Genomic DNA, 19,736 nt, shown 5'->3' with positions numbered 1-19,736 from the left:
GCTCCTCAGATGAAGATGCCACGGGTCAGTCCACCATCAATGCCGATGGATTCGCCGGTCACTGCACTCGCCTTGGGCGACGCCAGGAAACCAATCAGCCAGCCCATTTCTATCGGTGCCAGGGTGCGGCGAATCGGCGTCGCGTCGATGTAGGCCTGCTCAACCTGTTCAGCGGTCTTGCCTTGCTTGATCGCTTCGCGCTCGTACAGCTCCTGAATGTGCGGGGTGTCCACCACACCGGGGTGGATCAGGTTGACCGTGATGCCCGAAGGGCCCAACTGGTCGGAGAGGGTTTTGGTCATGTGGGCGATCGCCAGGTTGCGCATCCCCGAGAGGACTTTGCTGCTGCGCCCGGTGAGGCCGCCGATGTTGATGATGCGACCGAAACCGCCGGCCTTCATGTGCGGAGTCACAGCCTTGGCGCAACGGAAGTAGCCGATCACCTTGGTGTTGAGATCCGACAGCAACTCATCGTCGCCGGCATGTTCGATGTCATTGCGCACCACTCCGGATGGCGCTGCGGCACCGTTGACCAGGATGTCGATGCGGCCGAAGTGTTTGTGCGCCGCTTCGACCATGTCAGACACGGCCGACATCTGATTGGTGTCACAGTACAGCGGCAATACTTCGTTGCCGGTCTGAGCCGTGATCTCTTCGGCAGCCTGTTGGAGAAACTCCATGCGGCGTGCGCAGATCACCACCTTGCAGCCCTCTTCGGACAGAAAACGTGCGACTTCCTTGCCGATACCCATACCGCCGCCGGTGACGATGGCCACGCGGCCTTTCAATTCCAGATCCATAGCATTTCCTCTTTTGATTATTCGAATCAGGCCAGATCGACGAAGACGCTCTTGGTCTCGGTGTAGGCATCGATCACGTTTTTACCCATTTCCCGGCCCCAGCCGGATTGCTTGTACCCGCCGAACGGCGAAGCCGCGTCGACCACATTCCAGCAGTTGATCCAGACCGAGCCCGCCTTGAGTTGCGCCGCCACGCGATGCGCCGAGCGCAGGTCGCGGGTCCAAAGACCCGCCGCTAGGCCATAAGGCGAATCGTTGGCGCGCAGCACCAGGTCGTCGATTTCGGTCCAGCTCATGACGGTCAGCACCGGACCGAAGATCTCTTCGCGGGCGACACAGGCACGCTCGGCGCGATCAAGGAACACGCTGGGCGCAATGAAGTGGCCGCGTTCCAGGTGGTCGGGACGGCCGCCACCGCAGATCAGTTCGGCGCCCTCCTCCTGGCCTCGTTGCAGGTAGCCTTTGACCGTGCTCAATTGGCGGCCCGACACGAGTGGGCCCATGCTGGTGGCCGGGTCCAAACCATTACCGAGCACGTGTGCGGTGGCATGCCGCTCAAGTTCTTCCAACACCTGATCAAGCACGCTGGCATGCACGTATAACCGCGAGGCAGCCGTGCACACCTGGCCCTGGTTGTAGAAGATGCCATCGGCCGCGCCTTTGGCGGCGCGCACGATATCGGCGTCCGGCAAGATGATGTTTGGCGACTTGCCACCCAGTTCCAGCGAGACCTTTTTCATGTTGCTGGTGGCCGCCTGAGCGATCAGCCGGCCGACATGGGTCGAGCCGGTGAAGGCGATCTTGTCCACGTCGGGATGCTGCGCCAGCGGTCCGCCCGTTTCCGCGCCAAGACCGGTGATCAGGTTGACCACCCCCGCTGGAAACCCGGCGGCCTCGATCAACTGCACCAGTCGAATCGCGACCAGCGGCGTTTGTTCGGCGGGCTTGAGCACCGCGACACAGCCCGTCGCCAACGCTGGGCCAAGCTTCCACACGCACATGTTCAACGGGAAGTTCCACGGCACGATCAGCGCGCACACACCCACCGGCTCACGCAAGGTGTAGTTGAGCATGGGCGCACCGCTGGCCGGCGATACGGGCAGCGTGCTGCCTTCGATCTTGGTCGGCCAGCCGGCGAAGTAGCGAATGATGGTCGCCGCGCTGGCCGCTTCACCTCGAGCGGCTGAGATGGGTTTGCCGTTCTCCAGCGTGATCAACTGCGCCAGCTCCTCGCGATGCTGGTCCAGCAGATCCGCCAGTCGAAACAGCAGCAGACCTCGCTGGGCGGGTGACTGCAGTGCCCAGGCGCCGTTGAACGCTGTGCGGGCTGCCGCAACGGCCGCATCTACGTCACGTGCGTCGCCTTGGGCCACTTCCGTCAGGGTTTCTTCAGTCGCCGGGTTTTCAACGGCAAACCGCCGGCCAGCGGCGGCGTCCTGCCAACTGCCACCGATAAACAGGCGTCCGGGCTGAGACAAAAAGTGTTGCACAGCAGGTAGCACTTCGAACTGTTTCATCATCGACTCCTTCACAGCGCCATTTCGATCAGGCACGGGCCACCGTCGGCATTGGCATTGGCTAGCGCCCGTTGCAGTTCGGCATTGGTTTGCACCGTGCAGGCCGGCACGCCGTAGCCTTTGGACAGGGCCTTCCAGTCAATGCGCGGGCTGTCGAGCACAGTTAGACGCAGGGCTTGCGGGTCCATTTCGGTCATGCCGAAACGACGCAGCTCGTTCTGCAAAATCGCATAGCGATGGTTAGCGGCAATCAGGATCACCACCGGCAACTGCTCACGGGCGATGCTCCACAGGGTTTGAATGGTGTACTGGGCACTGCCGTCGGATTGCAGGCAAAACACACGATTGCCCCGCTCCGCCAAGGCGGCGCCGAACCCGACAGGGATGCCCTGGCCGATCGCGCCACCAGTATTGGTCAACACCCGGTGCCGTGCGGCGCCAGCGGACGCGGTGAAAAACGGATAGCCACAGGTGCCGCCTTCCACGGAGACAATGCTGTCGTCCGGCAGCGATGCGGCCAGCACCTGGCCGATGGACTGAGGTGTGAGCTCGGCATGACCCGGCGGCAGTTCGATGCCCATCGGTGTCGGCACGTAAGCCGGTGCATTGAGGGCATCGGCCAATGCCGTCAGCGCGCCGGCTACATCGTCACCGACATCCGCCAACGTCAGCAGACGCTCGCGCTCGGCGAGGCGCGACGGTATGCCTTCGTAGCCGAAATAACTGATGGGCTCCGTCACCCCGGCACACACGACTTGGTCGTACTGCTCGAGGATTTCAATAGCCACTTCTGGAAAATATGGCAGGCGATCCAGGTCCGGCAAACCACCGCCACGGTAGCTGAGCCGTGGAAAGGTCTCGGCAAACATTCGTACGCCAGGCAGTTGGGCCAAGCGCCCAGCGGCTTCAAGACCGGCGACCGACAACCCCTCGTCCCCAACAATAAACACCAGGCGCTGCCCGTCACGCAGTGCCTGCGCCACCGTCTCGACCCGGTCACCAGCAAACCGGCGAACCGGCGCCCGCATCGGGGCGAACACACCGTTGTGCGTCACTGCGCTGGCTTGCAAGTCCATAGGCAAAATCAGGCTGGCGATCTGCCCTTTGGCCTGCCAAGCCGCCCGCACCGCTTCCTGCAAATCTTCGCCGATACCCGACGCCGTGCGCGAGGTGCGCACCCAACCGGAGACAGTCCCGGCCAAGGCCTGGATGTCACTGGCCAGCGGCGGATCGTAGTTGACATGCCATGACGCGTGATCGCCGATCACGTTGACGATGGGGGTATTGGCACGACGCGCGTTGTGCAGGTTGGCGATGCCATTGGCAAACCCAGGGCCCAGGTGGGTCAGGGTCATCGCCGGCTTTCCGGCGATCCGGCCATAGCCGTCCGCCGCGCCCGTGCAGACCCCTTCGAATAGCGACAACACCGGCTTGAGAGCAGGTGCGCTGGCCATGGCGGCCACTAGAGGAATCTCGGTGGTTCCGGGGTTGGCGAAGCAGTATTCGATACCGCTTGCCGCTGCCGCATTCACTATCAGTTGCGCACCATTCATTTTCAGCCCTCTTGCTTGAGCATTTGCAGTAGTGAGATTTATCGCATGCAAAGATTATTTTAACAAGCTTTAAAATAGTGTTTATCTCATTTATTGAGATTTATGCACACTTAATCGAACCAGAATGGCTTCCGAGATTGCGTTTTTCTCTCACTGAGGTAGTGTTGCGCCAGCGCTTGGCGCTGCGGCGGGATGTCTGGTCTAAGCCGGAACGAAGCACGCGCCCTCCCCCCGTCTTTAGGAACGAAATGAGCAGCCTGAGCAAATTGCTGAGTATCCTGGACCTGTTCGGTCCACAGACATTGAAGATCGACCCCGACACCATTGCCGAACGCATGGGCCTGTCACGCGCGACCGTGTACCGCTACGTCAAGGATTTGTGCGACGCAGGCCTGCTGACCCGCGTGGACGCCGGCAGTTATGGCTTGGGGCCGCGTGTCATCGAACTGGACTGGATGATGCGTCAGTACGACCCTATCCTCCTTGCCGGGCGCGAGTTGATGCACGAGCTGTCCGCGCAAACCGGGCTGGCCGTGTTTGCGAGCGTTTTTTATGACGGTCGCATCATCAACACCTACATCGCCGAACCCACCGACACTTACCACTTTGCGTTCGGGCGCGGGCAACCGCTGCCGTTCTTTCGCGGCGCGCAATCCAAGGTGTTGATTGCCTTTCAGAAAGGTCGCCGTTTGCAACGCTTGTTCGACGAGCACATGGCCAACGACCCGGACTGCCCTTATGACTGGCCAAGCTTCTCCAAGGCTGTGAAAAAGATTCGCAAGGACGGTTACTGCCTCACCCATGATGAACTCAACCTGGGCTTGACCGGCATCGCCGCGCCCATCATCCAGACGGACATCGACGAAGTGGTTGGCAGCCTGTCCGCCGTCGGCAGCACTCAGAGCTTCAAGCTGCTGCGTCAGGAAACAGTGATCGAAATGGTCATGGAGACCACTCGGCGCATTGCCGAAAACATGCGTAATCAGTCGAACACTACCGCGCCCTAGCCTATGGATAAGCCGCTGGTCCCTTGCCGTGGACGCGGCGGATGTGCGGTCAGAACGGAACAGCCACCGACAATTGGCTGTACACGTTGGTGCCATTGCCGCCGACTTGATTGCCACCCGTGGTTGAGTCCTGATCGGGTTTGTAGAGACCAATCAGCGGGGTAATGATCAAGTGCGGGTTGACTGCCCATTCGGCATAGATATCCAGCTCACGGGCATTGAGGTTCAGCGCATTGCTTTTACGCACCGTGTCGAAATCGAAGTACAGCGCGCCCAAGGTCAGGTTTTCCAGCGGCGTTGCCTTCAGTCCGACGTGCTGAATGCTGGTATTGCTGTTGAACGGCCCGGCGTAGTTGCCGGCGACTTCGCCCTGAAACCAGGTGCCGTAGCCCATGCTCAAGCCAGTGAACAGCGGATCCCATTTCTGTGAATAGCGGGTATAGCGATAGGTCACCTTGGGCGCCCAAGCAGTATCGGCGAAGGTGTAGCCCGCTTCGCCGTACCAGGCTTTCTCCGGCCCAGCGTCCTTGTCCTGCCAGGCGTATTCGAACGCCAGGCTGACGTTCTTGATGCCCGCATCGCCTTCACCGCGAACACTGTAGACGTTCATGCCTTTGCGCTGGCGCTGAAAGTCGCTGGCCCATTGATCGCTCACGTCGATGCCGTGTACCCAGGTCAACCCGATCGTACCCGGCTGAGTGGTGTAATCCAGCGCGCCGGCGGCCAGTTCGGTTTCGGCCTGGACGCGGTTGTCGGATTTGAGCCACACCAGGCTGCCGTGCAGGCCGTCTTGCCCACCCAGGCGCAAAAGCGCGGTTTGATCGAACGCATGCCGTGCAGCCAGGTAGTAAGCGCCCCCACGGTTCATCTTGCCATCGGCCGGGCCCTTGCCCAGGTTCAGTCCGTCATCGTTGATCAGGAACCCCCGGCCCAGCTTGACCACCTGGCGCCCGCCGGAAATATCGACCCCGTCCTTGCCCAACGCAGGGAACAGCTCGCCGGAGCGCCAGCCCAGGTAGGCGTCTTCGATCTTAGTTGTGCGCTCGGTCCCCAGAGAATTGCCGCCTGGGTCGCCGTCGCCCCAGGTGGCCGAGCTGACCAGGGCGAACGCCCCATACGCGGTGCCATTGCCTGCCAGGGACTGGTCGCCACTCAAGCCGTATTTGATAAAGCCTTCGCGCCAGGTAGATCCCCCGGGCGTGCCGTCGTAGTTCTTGCGACTGTTGAACAGGCCGAACACGGCGGTCATGTCTGCGTTGAGGTGGCGGCTCTCATCACTGTACAACTCATAGGCCTGGGCCTGATTGATGGCGCATAGCACCAATGTGCACACAAGCGTGCTACCGAACACGGGATGACGTGATGGATTGCGCATGGCTCAAGCTCCTCGTGGTGCGCCTTTAAAAGGCTGTCTTAGGTATTGGCGAGAAATCGGTGCAGCATCGCAGCACCGATTTCACGGGGGCTAGCAGCAGGTGGCAAGCGCCGCTTCAAGCGCAGAAACTATCAGGCCAGCCTCGTAGGACGTCAGGGTCAACGGCGGCGAGAGAATGATCTTGTTGCCTATCGGACGCACCAGCACGCCGGCACGCCGCACTTCGTCAGCGATCCGCAACGGCTGGCCGCCTGCCGGGTTGAGCGGTTGGCGCGAGGTTTTGTCGGCGACCAGGTCCAAGGCAATCATCAAGCCCTTGCCGCGCACTTCGCCCACGACGTCATAACGCTCGGCCAACGGTTCGAGTTGCTCCAGCAATTGCGCGCCGACCCTGGCGGCGTTGCCCGGCAGATCCTCGGCTTCGACGATATCGAGTACCGCCAGGGCGGCCGCACACGCGGTCGGGTGACCGCTGTAGGTGTAGCCATGCATGATCACGCTGCTGAAGCCTGGGCCGTTCTCGATCCCATCGACGATGCGTTGGTTGAACAGCGTGGCACCCAGCGGGATATAACCGGCAGTGATGCCTTTGGCTAGGCACAGGATGTCCGGCGCGACGCCCCAGCCGCGACTGCCGAGCATGCAGCCCGTGCGGCCGAAGCCGGTAACCACTTCGTCGGCGATCAACAGAATGCCGTGGCGATCACACACCTCACGCAGGCGCGGCCAGTAATCGGCTGGCGGTACGATCACCCCGCCTGCGCCTTGCACCGGCTCGGCGATCAATGCCGCAATGGTCTGCGCACCCAGCAATGCGATCTGATCCTCCAGCTGACGAATACAGTGCGCGGTCAGCGCTTCGGGATCGCGGCAATCCCAGGGATTGCGATACAACCAGGGCGTGTCGAGCAAATGGCAGCCGGCCAACAGTTGGCCGTGGTTGTAGTGGTAAACCCCATTCCCTCCCACCGATGTGCCGCCCATGTGCACTCCGTGATAACCGTTACGCAGAGAAAGGAAACGCGTACGCCCCGGATCGCCGCTGGCGATCCAGTACTGGCGCGCCATTTTCAGCGCGGTTTCCACCGCATCGGAGCCGCCGGAACTGAACAGCACCCGTGTCATGCGCTCCTGGGCAAACATGGACGTCAACCGTTCGGCCAGATCAAACACCCGAGGGTGGGCAATGCCGTCGAAGGTCTGGTAATACGCCAGCTCGTCCAGCTGCGCGGCGATGGCGGCCTTGACGCTGGCGCGGTTGTGCCCAATGTTGACGTTCCACAACCCGCCCACACCATCGAGCATGCGATGGCCGTCGATGTCGGTGATGTAGTTGCCGTCACCACGGGCGATGATCAACGTTTTGGAGCGTTGCTCCGGGGCGCTGGAACTCATGGGGTGCCAGAATTTCTTCTCGGCGGTCTTATATTTTTCGTACATGATCAAGGGCCTTATTCGGTATCACGTTTGCGGACAAACAGCAGTTGCTGGCCAGTGAACTCCAGCAGCCCCTCAAGGCCGAACTCGACGCCAAACCCGGACATCTTGCTGCCGCCAAACGGCGTGTTCGGCTGGATCTGCGCGTGGCAGTTGACCCAGGCAACGCCGCTTTCCAGGCGGCTGGCCAGTGCCTGGGCCTCCTCGACATCTGGCCCCCAGACCGATCCGCCCAGCCCCATGTCACCGGCATTGGCGCGCCGCAGCACATCCTCGACATCCCGGTACGCGATCAAGGGCAACACGGGACCGAACTGTTCCTCGTCGACCAGACGCTGGCCATCTGTCACGTCCGCGACCAGGGTGGGTGGATAAAAGAAGCCGGGGCGATCCAGGCGCGCGCCGCCGCACAGCACACGCGCGCCTTGTGCCCGTGCGTCGGCGACTAGCGCGTCGACATGTTCCAATTGCTCAAGGTTTTGAACCGGGCCAAAGGTGACGCCAGCTTCCAGGCCATCGCCCACCACTTGGCGCGCCGCAATCAGGGTCAGCGCATCAGCAAAGGCCTGGTACTGCGATTCATGGATATACAGGCGCTTGAGGGCCGCGCAGGTCTGGCCCATGTTGAGAAACGCCGCTTGGAAAATATCCTCGACCACCGCCTCAATCGGCGTACCTGGCAGAACGATTGCCGCGTCGTTACCGCCCAGCTCCAGCGTCAGGCGCTTGAGGTTGTTGGCGGCGCCGCGCATCACGCTTTGTCCAGTGGCGGTCGAGCCGGTGAACACAATCTTCTGAATGCCAGTGTGCGCAGTGATTGCGCTACCGAAACCTTGCTCGCCCGTCAGGCAATTGATCACGCCGTGAGGCACATGGCGGGCGATGATCTCCACCAGGCGCAAGGTGCTCAGCGGGGTCAGGCTCGACGGTTTGCTGATCACACAGTTACCGGCTCGCAGCGCCGGCATGATGTGCCAGACGGCGATCATGAACGGCCAGTTCCACGGTGTAATCGACGCCACCACACCCAAAGGCTTGCGATGCAACTCGATCCGCTGAGTGGGGGTTTCTTCCACCAGCTCCACGGCAATCTCCTGCCCGGCCGCATAACGGGTCCAGGCGGCGGACCCCATGACTTCGGAAAATGCCAGTTCCAGCGGTTTGCCTTGTTCCAGCACAATCAGCCGGGCCAGTGACTCGGCCTCCCGTTCGATATCCGCAGCGACCGCCAACAGGCGCTCGCAACGGTCTGTGTGGGTGCTGTGCCGCCAGCTTTTGAACGCCGCCTGCGCGGCGTAGACCGCCAGGTCGAGTTGCGCCAGCGAGCCAGCGGGGCATTGGGCGAATGCAGCACCGGTGGCCGGGTTGATCACGTCAAACTGGCCCTTATCACCGGCAACCTGAACACCATTGATGAGCATTTTGTAGTTGTGCATTTGAAACCTTCCTTTCACACGCTGACGAGCCATGCCGGGCAACGGCAGGCTGGAGTTGTCTGGTTAGTCGAGCCGTACCAAGTGCGGCCTTAAAGCTTGTGGCTACCCAAGGCGAGAAACCGTTGCGGGGAGATCTTTCGCAATCTCGCGGCGAGAAAGACGCCGATGATCAGGGCCGCGGGAATGATGGCGCAGAGCCCGTAGGACAACAGCTGGCTGGCCCCGGTCAGCACGTCGAAATGCACCACCGCCAGTATCAGCACGAGCACTAACGCCAGGGATGAGAAAACAGGCAGGATGCGCCCGCGCCAAATCCCGACGTTAAGCTCGGGATGACGCTGAAAGTAGACGCAGACCGCTACCGACGTCAGCGCCATCAGTAAAATGACGCAGAGGGTGGCGAGGTTGGAGAACCAGGCGAACAGTTGCAGGATCGGGTCCGCATCCAATGCAGCAAAAATCAGTACCACCACTGCGGCAATCAGGCTCTGCAACACCGAGCCCATATGGGGGCTCTGATGCACGCGATGAGTGGTGCCTAACAGGCTGTGCAACAGGCCGTCACGGCCGATCGCGTAGAAGTAACGCGCCGCGGCGTTATGAAACGCCAGCAGGCCGGCATAGATACTGACCATGAACAACACGCGAATGACCTGGGTCAGATGCGGCCCGACAAAGTGATCGGACATGCCGTAGATAAACGTCGTGGGATCCTGCAAGGCCTGCAGCATCGGCACGATCTTGTCCGCGCCCACGCCCACCACCATCGACCACACCGACAGCGCGTAGAACCCGCCGATCAGCAGCACCGAACTGTAGGTGGCAATCGGAATGGTACGTTTAGGGTTTATGGCTTCTTCACCGTAAATGGTGGTGGCCTCGAAGCCGATGAATGCCGCGAAGCAAAACAGCAGTCCGATGGACGGGGTACCGCCGAGCACATGACTGCGATCAAACGCATCAAGGTTGATGCCGCTGTCGCCGCCGGACTTGAGGATGGCAAAATCCAGGATCAGGATCGCCAGGTACTCGGCGATCACCACCACCGACAGCACCCGCGCCGACAGGTCTATTTTGCGATAGCCCAGAATCGCAATGCTCGCCATCGCCATCAGCGAGTAGGACCACCACGGCAACACCAGGCCGAAGACACTTTCCATGGTGCCACTGACGACCCCGCCGAACATGCCATACAACCCGACCTGAAGAATGTTATAGGCAAACATCGCCAACACCCCGGCCGCGCCGCCTGCCAGACCACCCAAACCACGGGAGGTGAACGCATAAAAACCGCCGGCATTGGTCAGGTGTCGGGACATGGTGGTGTAACCCACCGAGAACGCGAGCAGCACTAGCAACGCCAGGATCAGCAATGCCGGTGTGCCGGCGCCATTGCCCAGCATGATGCCAATCGGGAAGCCACCGGCGATCACACTTAAAGGGCTAGCCGCCGACACCACGAAGAAGATGATGAACCCGACGCCCAGGGCGCCACGCCTGAGCTCCGTGGAGCTGTTGATCGAGATAGGTACACTCATGTTGTTGACCTTATTGTATGAGGCAGTCGCTGTTGGGGTGGCCCGATTGAATTCCATCGGCACCGATTAGCGTTTTGTTTTAGTTGCGCGCTGAATTCGATCCTATGCCCGCCCCTGAACCGCTCGCTATCCCAAATCGGTAGCATCCGAGGCGCCGCCCCAAAACAGGTCGATGCGGCACCGGCAATCCGGCAGTCCTTGCCGATTCGGGATAACTGCTTGGCCGTCCCCCCCCGCATGCTAGCGTCACCCGCTCTATACCCAGATGCCGGCACCAATAATAAAAGCGAGGGCCTGGTCCACAGCCCATCGCAGCCAAAGCCCTCTGCAGGAAGCCTCAGTCATGCGTTTAGCTCATCTCACTATCCAATGGCGGATCACACTCCTGAGCGGACTGTGCCTGCTGGCTGTCGTCGGCGCGCTGGTAGGCGCCTCGGTGTACCAGAACCAACAAAGTGCAAAATTGCTGAAGGAGCAGAGCAGTCACCTGCTCGGGCAAGCCGCCGTGGAGCGTTTGCAAGCCCAGGCCGTTGCCCATGGCCAACACGTCGAACGCTTTTTCAACGAAACGGCGCTGTATGGCGAAGGGTTCGCGCAACAGGTTCTGCAACTGCGCGATCAAACGCTCAATGGACGCCTCACGGCTGCGCAATTGCGCGAAGCGCTGATCAGCGTGACCCGTCAGACACTGCTCAAACGCGAAAAAGTGCTCGGCCTGTACGTCATACTTCTGCCTGACGCGTTGGCGGCCGCAGACGCCGATTTCGTCGGGCAACGTGCACTGGCGAGCAACGAAAAAGGCCGCTTTGCGCTGTATTGGTCACAGAGCCAGCCGGGACAACTGGTCCAGGATGTCCTCACCGAGGCGCAAATCTTCACCGACACTGCGCCACCCGGCAGCGAACCGACAAACGTCTGGTACACCTGCCCTCAAGCTCAAAGGCGCACTTGCGTGGTGGAGCCCTACACCAGTGAGGTGGAAGGCCAGAAAGTCCTGATGAGCAGCGTTTCTATCCCTCTGATCGCCAACGGCAAAATCCTCGGCGTGGTCGGCATGGACATTGGCCTCGACACTCTGCAAAAGCTGGCTGCCGACCTCCGCCAGGACCTCTATCAGGGCAACAGCGAAGTCGCCATTGTGTCGCCCACCGGCCAGGTGGCAGGACGCAGCGGCGAAGTCTCCGGGTCCACCCTCGATATACGCCAGGCTCTGCAAACCGTGCCAGGCAATCCACTCTGGCAACTGGAGATCAAGGTTCCCCAAGACTTGGTGCAGGCTCCCGCTCGGCAAATGCAACGCGAACTGGACGACAAAAGCCACCAGGCCAACTGGCTCAACCTTTGCCTGGGGGTTCTGGCCAGCTGCCTCGGCATGCTGCTGATCTGGCTGGCAGCCTACGGGGTGACACGCCCACTGCTGAAGGTGGCGGGTCTGCTTGATGCCATCGTCGATGGCGATGGTGACCTCACCCAACGCCTGCCCGCCGGGCGTCGCGACGAATTGGGCCAATTGGCCAATGGGTTCAACCGTTTTCTGGACAAGTTGCAGCCGATTATTCGTGACATTCAAACCGCCTCCCTGGATACCCGCAACAGCGCCGATACCTCGTCGGGGATTGCCCGGGAAGTCAGCGCAGGGATGCAACGCCAGTACCGCGAAGTGGAGCTGGCCGCGACCGCCCTGCACGAAATGAGTGCAAGTGCCCAGGAAGTGGCGCGCCACTCCCACGGTGCCGCCGACGCCGCGACAGCCGCCGAAAGCGCGAGCCGATCAGGTCAAGCGGTGTTCTCCATCGCCGAGAGCAGCATCGAAAGCCTTGATCAGCGCCTGGACACCACCCTTAAGCAAGTGCATGCCCTCGCCAATAGCAGCACCCAGATCGGCCAGGTGCTGGACGTCATCAGCACCATCGCGCAGCAGACCAATTTGCTGGCGTTGAATGCGGCCATCGAGGCGGCCAGAGCGGGCGAACAGGGACGCGGCTTCGCGGTGGTGGCCGATGAAGTCAGGCACCTGGCCAGCAACACCCAGAGCTCGGTCGAACAGGTCCGCACGGTGATAGAGACGTTGCAGCACTTGAGCCAGGAAGTGGTGCACAGTACCCAACTGAGCCGCGAGCAAGCCGGCAACAGCGTGATCCAGGTACAACAGACCCGTACGGCGCTGGAGAATATTTCCCAGGCCGTGGATGTGATCGAACAGATGAATCAGCAGATCGCCAGCGCAGCCCTGGAGCAAAGCACGGTCGTGGAAGATATCAGCCATCGGGTCAGTGACATTCGCAGCATCAGCGAAACACTGACCAAACGGATGAGCGATGCCTCAACGGCCAGTGACTCACTCCATGAAATGGCCAACCATCAACAGCAGCTTGTAGGCCATTTTCGCGTGTAAAGGGGCACGGCAGGCTACCTGCCGGTGCTGACGTCTTGACTGAGTTACAGTTGCCGGCTTTCGACCATCGTTCATCGAGCACCACCCATGACTCCCCCGCGACGCTGGCTGATCTTGGCCATTATTTCCAGCGCATTGCTGCTGATCGTCATAGACATGACAGTGTTGTACACCGCCCTGCCGACCCTGACCCGTGAGCTCGATGCCTCGGCCTCGCAAAAGCTCTGGATCATCAACATCTATGCATTAATCGCTGCCGGGCTGCTGCTTGGCATGGGCACACTCGGTGATCGCCTCGGGCACAAACGCCTGTTTATCGGCGGACTGAGCGTGTTTGGCCTGTTCTCGCTGATCGCGGCCTTCTCGCCATCAGCCAGCGTTTTGATTGGTGCCCGCGGCTTTCTGGCCGTCGGCGCGGCGATGATGATGCCGGCTACGCTGGCCATCGTGCGGGTGACGTTCGCCGACCCGCGCGAGCAGGCCATGGCATTCGGCATCTGGGCATCGGTTGCTTCAGGGGGCGCTGCGTTCGGCCCGGTGGTGGGCGGCCTGCTGCTGGAGCATTTCTGGTGGGGTTCAGTGTTTCTGATCAACGTGCCTATTGTGCTGGTGGCGCTGGTCCTCGGCGCGGTGTTGATCCCGAATCACCCGGGGGATGCCGAAAAACGATGGGACTGGCTGGGTTCGTTGCAGGTCATGATCGGGTTGATCAGCCTGGCGTATGCCGTCAAGGAACTCGGTAAGCGGACGCCCTCCTTCGACGGCATGCTGGTGGCGGTCGTCCTGGGTGCGCTATTCCTGACGCTGTTCATTCGACGCCAACGCCGTGCCGCACAGCCGATGCTCGATCTGGTGCTGTTCACAACGCCCGGCTTCAGAAATGCCGTCATTTCAGCGGTCGTGTCGGCCGCTGCGTTGATCGGCATGGAACTGGTGTTCAGCCAACGCCTGCAACTGGTGCTCGGCATGTCGCCGCTGGAGGCGGCATTGTTCATCCTGCCTCTCCCACTGGGCTCCTTCGTCGCAGGGCCGCTTGCCGGTTACTACCTGCCTCGCCTGGGAAACCGGCGGATGCTGTTCTGGACATTGCTGCTGTCGTCAGCCGCGATGCTGAGCTATCTCTTGCTGTACAACGCTGCGGTTTACCTGCAAATCGCCAGCCTTGCCCTGTTGGGCTTCACGATTGGCGCTGCACTGACCGTTTCGTCCAGCACCATCATGCTCAGCGTGCCCGCCGATAAAGCCGGCATGGCCGCCTCCATTGAGGAAGTGTCCTTTGAACTGGGCGGTGCTGTGGGTGTGACGCTTGCGGGCAGCCTGTTATCGGCGATTTATGCGTATTCGGCGGGCGTGATGATTCCGCCATGGCTGACCCGAAACCCCACGACATTCGAGAGTCTCGACGACGCGCTGGTCGTCGCCGAAACGTTGTCACCCGAAGGCCGCGCGATGCTGACCGCATTCGCCCGTGCGGCGTTCGATGCAGGCTTTGTTGCCGTGCTGGCAGCGTCGGCAGTCCTGCTGTTGATCGCATCGCTGCTGGTCAAGTTGAGCAGACAGGCGCAGCCGCGCGAGGTCGCAGACCATCCTTGGTAAGCAAAGCGCAGATTTAGTTGAACGGTTCTGCGTGGGGCCTTAAAGCTTGTGGCTACCCAATGCCTGGTACCGCTCCGGCGACGCCTTGCGAAGTCGAGCCGCCAGGAACACGCCACCCAGCAGGGCCGCGGGAATGATGGCGCAGAGGCTATATGACAATGCCAGGCTGGCGCCCGTCAGTACTTCGAAATGCACCACCGCGAGTACCAGGACCGCCAAGAGGGCAACACAAGAGAAACCGGGAAAAATCCGCCCACGCCAGATCCCCACCTTGAGTTCGGGGTGACGCCGGAAAAAGAAGATTACCGCTGCGGAAGTGAGCGCCATCAACAAAATCACGCACAGCGTGGCCAAGTTGGACAGCCAGGCAAACAGCTGCAGGATCGGATCGGCATCCATGGCGGCGAAAATCAGTACCACCACGGCCGAGATAAGGCTCTGCAACGCCGACCCCATATGGGGGCTCTGGTGGACGCGATGGGTAGTACCCAAGCGGTGCGGCAACAGGCCGTCACGCCCAATCGCGTAGAAGTAACGGGCCGCTGCGTTATGAAACGCCAGCAGGCCGGCATAGATACTGACCATGAACAGCACCCGGATAATCTGAGTCAGATAGGGGCCGACAAAGTGGTCGGACATGCCGTAGATAAACGTCGTCGGGTCCTGCAAGGACTGCAGCATCGGCACGATTTTGTCCGCCCCTACGCCCACCACCATCGACCATACCGACAGTGCGTAGAAACCACCGATCAGCAACACCGAGCAGTAGGTGGCAATCGGGATGGTTCGCTGCGGGTTCTTGGCCTCTTCGCCGTAAATAGTCGTCGCCTCGAAGCCGATAAATGCCGCGAAGCAGAACAGCAAGCCGATTGACGGTGTGCCGCTGAACACATGACTGCGATCAAACGCATCAAGGTTGATGCCGCTGTCGCCGCCGGATTTGAGGATGGCAAAATCCAGGATCAGGATCGCCAGGTACTCGGCGATCACCATCACCGACAGTAACCGCGCCGACAGGTCGATCTTGCGATAGCCCAGAATCGCAATACTCGCCATCGCCATCAGTGAGTAAGACCACCACGGCAACACCAGCCCGAACATGCTTTCCATGGTGCCGCTGACGACCCCGCCGAACATGCCATACAGCCCGACCTGAAGAATGTTATAGGCGAACATCGCCAACACCCCGGCTGCGCCGCCTGCCAGGCCACCCAAACCACGGGAGGTGAACGCATAAAAACCGCCGGCATTGGTCAGGTGCCGGGACATGGTGGTGTAGCCCACTGAAAACGCCAGCAACACCAGCAACGCCAGGATCAGCAACGCCGGCGTGCCGGCGCCATTACCCAGCATGATGCCAATCGGGAAGCCACCGGCGATGACACTTAACGGGCTCGCCGCCGACACCACGAAAAAGATGATGAAACCAACACCCAAGGCACCACGCTTCAACTCCGTCGAACTGTTGATCGGGATAGATACGCTCATGTTCTTGACCTTATTGTATGAGGCAGTCGCTGTAGGATCGGTGCAGCAAGCCGTTCACCGTCACCGATAGCGCTTGTCGTTTTTGTCGCACGCTGGATTCGATCCTATGCCTCACCATGAACGCCCCGGTATCCCAAATCGGTAACCTGTTACGCCATCACCTGAACAGCGCCATCCGCCACCCTGACCTCACTGCGAAGCGAGACGCGCCGTCAGTTCCGACGCCGCGCCGGTCACCAGATCGCACAGATAGCGCTGCTGAAACGCACCGAACCGCTCACTGCGCCCCACCAGGGTCATGCTCCCGAGGACGCGCTGCTTTTCGTCGAAGATCGGCGCCGCGACGCCACTGCGTCCCGGGTACAGCTCACTTTCGCTGATGCAGTAGCCCTGTTTGCGGATGGCGAGCAGGCTCTTGATGAACGGCTTCCACTCCAGCCCCAGATGCTGCAATTCGGATGAGTTCACGTGAGCGTCGTAGACGCGTCGGATCTGACGCGGTAGCAGATAAGCCAGTACGACGCGGGAGGTCGCGCTGTGAAAAAGATCGATCGGTCGCCCCTTGTCGCCACCGACCGGTCCGGCATCGGAGCCACGATGGATCAGCACGTTGACCACTGAGTCGCCATGCCACTCGCTGACCAGCGCATCCAGGCCGGTGTCGGCGACCAGTTTGTCGGCCAGGTCCCGGCTGCATGCCAACAACGGGTCGTAGTTCGCCATCTGATGCTCCAGCGTGACGATTCGCGGGCCGAGCGCGTAACCGCGCGGCAATCGCTTCAAAAAGCCCGCGTCGCCGAGTTCGCGCAGGTAACGATAGGCGGTGGCGGACGTGTAGCCGAGCTCCCGGCAAATGATGTCCACATCGATGACCGGTTGTTCCGGGCGGAACAGGTCGAAGACCATGAGCAGACGGCGTAGGCTATTCATCTTTTTCTACATCCTTGTGAAGCCAACGGTCACCCCACACTGCTTTCAGCGGGCGGGTGTTCAGGCATGAGCGCAACCGGTGATGGCAGCGCGGGGGGTATGGGACGGCAACTCTGCGAACAGCTCCTGGTACTCCGCCGCAAAATGGCTGAGGTGAAAGAAGCCCCATTGGGCAGCGGCATCGCCGATCGAGAGATGTGACGCGCGGGTGGACATCAAGGTGCGACGTACACCGTTGAGCCTCACAGAGCGCAAGTAATTCAGCGGCGTGGTCTCGGCAACCGAGCGAAAGCTGTTCTGCACGGTACGCCGGCTGACCTGGAGTCGCTGGCACAACTCGATCACGCTGGGCACGTCGATCATCTCCGAGGTCGCCAGACGGTGGCATTTCTCGACAATGAAGCTGCGCGTGGAGCTTGCGGAGCGTTGTTGCTTGTCGCAGGCCGGGTCGGTCATGAGTTGCAGCAACTCGCCGAGCATCGCCTGTTCCAGGGCCAACTCCCGTTCCCGATCTCGTGTGCTGTCGAGTTCTTCGTACACCAGGGCCTGGGAGAACATCGCCAGCAATCGGCGACGAGCGTCTGCAAAGCGCGGCGTGGAAACCCTGATCACCGGCTGACGCAGCAACAGGCTGACCTCCTTCGCCGAAGCCGTTTGCGCCAACGCCTGCTCGAACAATTCACGTTCAAAGGTGATCGACAGCAGCTCCATACCCATCGGCATATGGAACATGAACTCCTCGCCACCGTGAAGAAAGAACAGGCTGCTATCGTCCGCCTCCCGTCCCTGCATCCGAATCGAACCCGGGGTGGTGATCGGCACTGCAAAGCACATCTTGCTTCGGGGAGCCACGCCGTGCTGCACGACACGCTGGTTGATCTGCTCGAGAAAGACGTGGACACCTGCCGTCGACAACTGCATCAGCGAACTCTCGGTCGAGCCTGCCGTTAGCTGACTGTAGTCCTGGTTCCACTCCTGGACGGTAGCCGCATGGGCATGGACGTCTCTGAAATGGCTGATAGTCTGATTTTTCATGATGTCGAAAGCCTCTGCCGATATTCTTGTTTTTAGATCGCCTTCCTATGCGATATTCGCACATAGTAGAAATTCTGCATAATTCTTTGTGGAATCTTAAATTCACTGCTGGAAGGTGCGCTCAGGGCGGCCACCCATGTGCCAATTCGGGCTACCGGCCACAGACACGTCGCGGAGATGATCAGCACACTTAAATCGACATTCAGAGAGAACGTCATGAGTGAAGCCAAACTTGAATCCCTCCACTTCGCGGATGCCCCGCGGATTACCTCCAGCACACTTCCCGGCCCCAAAACCAGCGAGGCCCTGGCGTTGTCGGCGCGTACCGAGTCCATGGCGCGCGGCGGCGGACGCATGCCCGTGGCCATGGACCGTGCCTTCGGCGCTACCTTCAAGGACCCCGATGGCAACACCTACATCGACCTGTCCGCCGGCGTGGGCGTCAGCAGCGTAGGCCGCTGCCACCCGAAAGTGGTGCAGGCGATCCGCGAACAGTCCGAAGTGCTGATGCATGCCCTGGAAGTCAACAGCACCCGGCGCACCGAACTGGCGGCCAAGCTCTCCGAGATCGCGCCCGACGGCTTGCGTGGCGACTGCATCACCTTCTTCACGCAAAGCGGCAGCGATGCGCTTGAAGCAGCCATCAAGTTCGCCAAACGCATTACCGGGCGGCACCAGATCATCGCCTTTCATGGAGGCTACCACGGCGTGTGGAACGCCTCGGGATCCCTGACGACAGGCACGGCCTACCGCAAGGGCTACGGCGCCCAGATGGGCGGGGTCATTCACGCCCCCTACCCTTATGCCTACCGTTTCCCTTTCGACACCACTCACAAAAGCGCCGAGCAGATAGCCGGCGAGTACGTGGACTACCTGTTGAACACCCCCTACACCGCCGCCGATGACGTGGCTGCCGTCATCGTGGAACCGGTGCAGGGCGAAGGCGGCTACGTGCCTCCCTCGCCAGAATTCCTGCAACTGCTGCGCAAGGCATGCGACCGTAGCGGCACGCTGCTGATCGTCGATGAAGTGCAATCCGGTGCAGGGCGCACCGGCAAGATGTGGGCGGTCGAGCACTCGGGCGTGAAGCCAGACATGCTCACGTTCGGCAAAGGCATCGGCAGCGACTTGCCAATGGCGGGCCTGATCATGCGTTCGGACCTGGCGGCCGCGATTCCTGACGGATCGATGCCCAACACCTTTGCCGCCAACTCGTTGTCCGCGGCGGTAGCGCTGACCAACATCAGCATCCTGCAGGACCCGGAGCTCGATCTGATCAACCGCGCGCACACGCTGGGGTTGGAGGCGCAGGAATGTATCCGTGGCTTCAACAGCCCGTTCGTCGCTGAAGTCCGCGGCCGCGGCCTGATGATCGGTATCGAACTGGTCGAAGACCCAGTCACCAAGGCCCCCCTGGCGCCCGAAAAAATCGGCCAGCTCATGGGCTACCTACTGAACCACGGCGTGCTGATGATTCCCTGTGGTCGCTACAGCAACGTGATGCGAGTCATGCCCTCGCTGACGATCTCACGCTCGCTGTTCTTCAAGGCACTGGACATCTTCGGCGACGCCCTGGCCTCCCTCGAGGCGTGACGTGTGCATACCCGACCCCTCCACATCACTCATGGA

The 19,736-nt window shown here is 60.9% G+C and carries 14 protein-coding genes and 1 pseudogene; 5 read left to right on the top strand and 10 right to left on the bottom strand.

Features of this window, described 5'->3' with window-relative positions; genetic code table 11:
• Positions 1–5: 5 nt before the first annotated feature.
• The 3 genes from ASC74_RS04585 to ASC74_RS04575 are packed head-to-tail and all read right to left on the bottom strand — an operon-like array spanning position 6 to position 3,870.
• Positions 6–800, bottom strand: coding sequence for an SDR family NAD(P)-dependent oxidoreductase (locus ASC74_RS04585; RefSeq protein ID WP_056739570.1), 795 nt, complete (start codon positions 798–800; stop codon positions 6–8).
• 26 nt (positions 801–826) lie between these two features.
• Positions 827–2,317, bottom strand: a complete 1,491-nt coding sequence (locus ASC74_RS04580) for an aldehyde dehydrogenase family protein (RefSeq protein WP_056739568.1) — start codon at positions 2,315–2,317, stop codon at positions 827–829.
• 11 nt (positions 2,318–2,328) lie between these two features.
• Entirely contained in the window at positions 2,329–3,870 is a 1,542-nt protein-coding gene (locus ASC74_RS04575) for an acetolactate synthase large subunit (RefSeq protein ID WP_056739567.1), read from the bottom strand.
• Positions 3,871–4,118: 248 nt separating this feature from the next.
• On the opposite strand from ASC74_RS04575, the gene ASC74_RS04570 reads away from it, so the two are divergent.
• Positions 4,119–4,877, top strand: coding sequence for an IclR family transcriptional regulator (locus tag ASC74_RS04570; RefSeq protein WP_056739565.1), 759 nt, complete (start codon positions 4,119–4,121; stop codon positions 4,875–4,877).
• A gap of 49 nt (positions 4,878–4,926) precedes the next feature.
• Here the strand turns inward: ASC74_RS04570 and ASC74_RS04565 are convergent, their stop codons facing one another.
• The 4 genes from ASC74_RS04565 to ASC74_RS04550 all read right to left on the bottom strand — a co-directional run bounded on the left by ASC74_RS04565 (position 4,927) and on the right by ASC74_RS04550 (position 10,663).
• The gene (locus ASC74_RS04565; RefSeq protein ID WP_056739563.1) at positions 4,927–6,252 is read right to left on the bottom strand and encodes a hypothetical protein; all 1,326 of its coding nucleotides are present in this window, start codon (positions 6,250–6,252) and stop codon (positions 4,927–4,929) included.
• 90 nt (positions 6,253–6,342) lie between these two features.
• Positions 6,343–7,692: an aminotransferase class III-fold pyridoxal phosphate-dependent enzyme gene (locus ASC74_RS04560; RefSeq protein WP_056739562.1), complete on the bottom strand. Its 1,350-nt coding sequence runs from the start codon at positions 7,690–7,692 to the stop codon at positions 6,343–6,345.
• An 11-nt stretch (positions 7,693–7,703) separates the two neighbouring features.
• Positions 7,704–9,125: an aldehyde dehydrogenase family protein gene (locus ASC74_RS04555; RefSeq protein WP_056739560.1), complete on the bottom strand. Its 1,422-nt coding sequence runs from the start codon at positions 9,123–9,125 to the stop codon at positions 7,704–7,706.
• Positions 9,126–9,214: 89 nt separating this feature from the next.
• Positions 9,215–10,663 carry an APC family permease gene (locus tag ASC74_RS04550; protein ID WP_056739558.1) on the bottom strand — a complete coding sequence of 483 codons (1,449 nt, stop codon included), beginning with the start codon at positions 10,661–10,663 and terminating at the stop codon, positions 9,215–9,217.
• 265 nt (positions 10,664–10,928) lie between these two features.
• On the opposite strand from ASC74_RS04550, the pseudogene ASC74_RS32525 reads away from it, so the two are divergent.
• From ASC74_RS32525 to ASC74_RS04540, 3 genes and pseudogenes are all read left to right on the top strand, one after another.
• Positions 10,929–12,200: pseudogene (locus ASC74_RS32525) on the top strand (PDC sensor domain-containing protein); the annotation flags it as partial.
• A 102-nt stretch (positions 12,201–12,302) separates the two neighbouring features.
• Positions 12,303–13,058 carry a methyl-accepting chemotaxis protein gene (locus tag ASC74_RS32520; protein ID WP_442965765.1) on the top strand — a complete coding sequence of 252 codons (756 nt, stop codon included), beginning with the start codon at positions 12,303–12,305 and terminating at the stop codon, positions 13,056–13,058.
• 87 nt (positions 13,059–13,145) lie between these two features.
• A complete protein-coding gene (locus ASC74_RS04540; RefSeq protein WP_056739554.1) occupies positions 13,146–14,654 on the top strand; it encodes an MFS transporter in 1,509 nt (502 codons plus the stop codon).
• 39 nt (positions 14,655–14,693) lie between these two features.
• Here ASC74_RS04540 and ASC74_RS04535 read toward each other — a convergent pair whose 3' ends face one another.
• From ASC74_RS04535 to ASC74_RS04525, 3 genes are all read right to left on the bottom strand, one after another.
• Positions 14,694–16,142 carry an APC family permease gene (locus ASC74_RS04535; protein ID WP_056739552.1) on the bottom strand — a complete coding sequence of 483 codons (1,449 nt, stop codon included), beginning with the start codon at positions 16,140–16,142 and terminating at the stop codon, positions 14,694–14,696.
• A 189-nt stretch (positions 16,143–16,331) separates the two neighbouring features.
• A complete protein-coding gene (locus ASC74_RS04530) occupies positions 16,332–17,072 on the bottom strand; it encodes an IclR family transcriptional regulator (RefSeq protein WP_056739550.1) in 741 nt (246 codons plus the stop codon).
• Positions 17,073–17,132: 60 nt separating this feature from the next.
• Complete coding sequence (locus ASC74_RS04525; protein ID WP_056739548.1) at positions 17,133–18,107, bottom strand: helix-turn-helix domain-containing protein; 975 nt, start codon at positions 18,105–18,107, stop codon at positions 17,133–17,135.
• A gap of 216 nt (positions 18,108–18,323) precedes the next feature.
• Between ASC74_RS04525 and ASC74_RS04520 the strand changes: the two genes are divergently transcribed.
• Positions 18,324–19,700, top strand: coding sequence for an aspartate aminotransferase family protein (locus ASC74_RS04520; RefSeq protein WP_056739546.1), 1,377 nt, complete (start codon positions 18,324–18,326; stop codon positions 19,698–19,700).
• Positions 19,701–19,736 lie beyond the last annotated feature (36 nt).

Origin of the sequence: Pseudomonas sp. Root329, assembly GCF_001424925.1 — a bacterium.
Lineage (GTDB): Bacteria > Pseudomonadota > Gammaproteobacteria > Pseudomonadales > Pseudomonadaceae > Aquipseudomonas > Aquipseudomonas arabinosi.
Note: the sequence above shows the minus strand (reverse complement) of the source record. Positions and strands in the feature narration are given on the sequence as shown.

Coding starts and splice junctions, on each gene's coding strand:
- ASC74_RS04580 (WP_056739568.1), bottom strand. CDS start 2,317: ATGAAACAGTTCGAAGTGCTACCTGCTGTGCAACACTTTTTGTCTCAG.
- ASC74_RS04570 (WP_056739565.1), top strand. CDS start 4,119: ATGAGCAGCCTGAGCAAATTGCTGAGTATCCTGGACCTGTTCGGTCCA.
- ASC74_RS04550 (WP_056739558.1), bottom strand. CDS start 10,663: ATGAGTGTACCTATCTCGATCAACAGCTCCACGGAGCTCAGGCGTGGC.
- ASC74_RS04540 (WP_056739554.1), top strand. CDS start 13,146: ATGACTCCCCCGCGACGCTGGCTGATCTTGGCCATTATTTCCAGCGCA.
- ASC74_RS04525 (WP_056739548.1), bottom strand. CDS start 18,107: ATGAAAAATCAGACTATCAGCCATTTCAGAGACGTCCATGCCCATGCG.
- ASC74_RS04575 (WP_056739567.1), bottom strand. CDS start 3,870: ATGAATGGTGCGCAACTGATAGTGAATGCGGCAGCGGCAAGCGGTATC.
- ASC74_RS04565 (WP_056739563.1), bottom strand. CDS start 6,252: ATGCGCAATCCATCACGTCATCCCGTGTTCGGTAGCACGCTTGTGTGC.
- ASC74_RS04585 (WP_056739570.1), bottom strand. CDS start 800: ATGGATCTGGAATTGAAAGGCCGCGTGGCCATCGTCACCGGCGGCGGT.
- ASC74_RS04555 (WP_056739560.1), bottom strand. CDS start 9,125: ATGCACAACTACAAAATGCTCATCAATGGTGTTCAGGTTGCCGGTGAT.
- ASC74_RS04530 (WP_056739550.1), bottom strand. CDS start 17,072: ATGAATAGCCTACGCCGTCTGCTCATGGTCTTCGACCTGTTCCGCCCG.
- ASC74_RS32520 (WP_442965765.1), top strand. CDS start 12,303: ATGCAACGCCAGTACCGCGAAGTGGAGCTGGCCGCGACCGCCCTGCAC.
- ASC74_RS04560 (WP_056739562.1), bottom strand. CDS start 7,692: ATGTACGAAAAATATAAGACCGCCGAGAAGAAATTCTGGCACCCCATG.
- ASC74_RS04535 (WP_056739552.1), bottom strand. CDS start 16,142: ATGAGCGTATCTATCCCGATCAACAGTTCGACGGAGTTGAAGCGTGGT.
- ASC74_RS04520 (WP_056739546.1), top strand. CDS start 18,324: ATGAGTGAAGCCAAACTTGAATCCCTCCACTTCGCGGATGCCCCGCGG.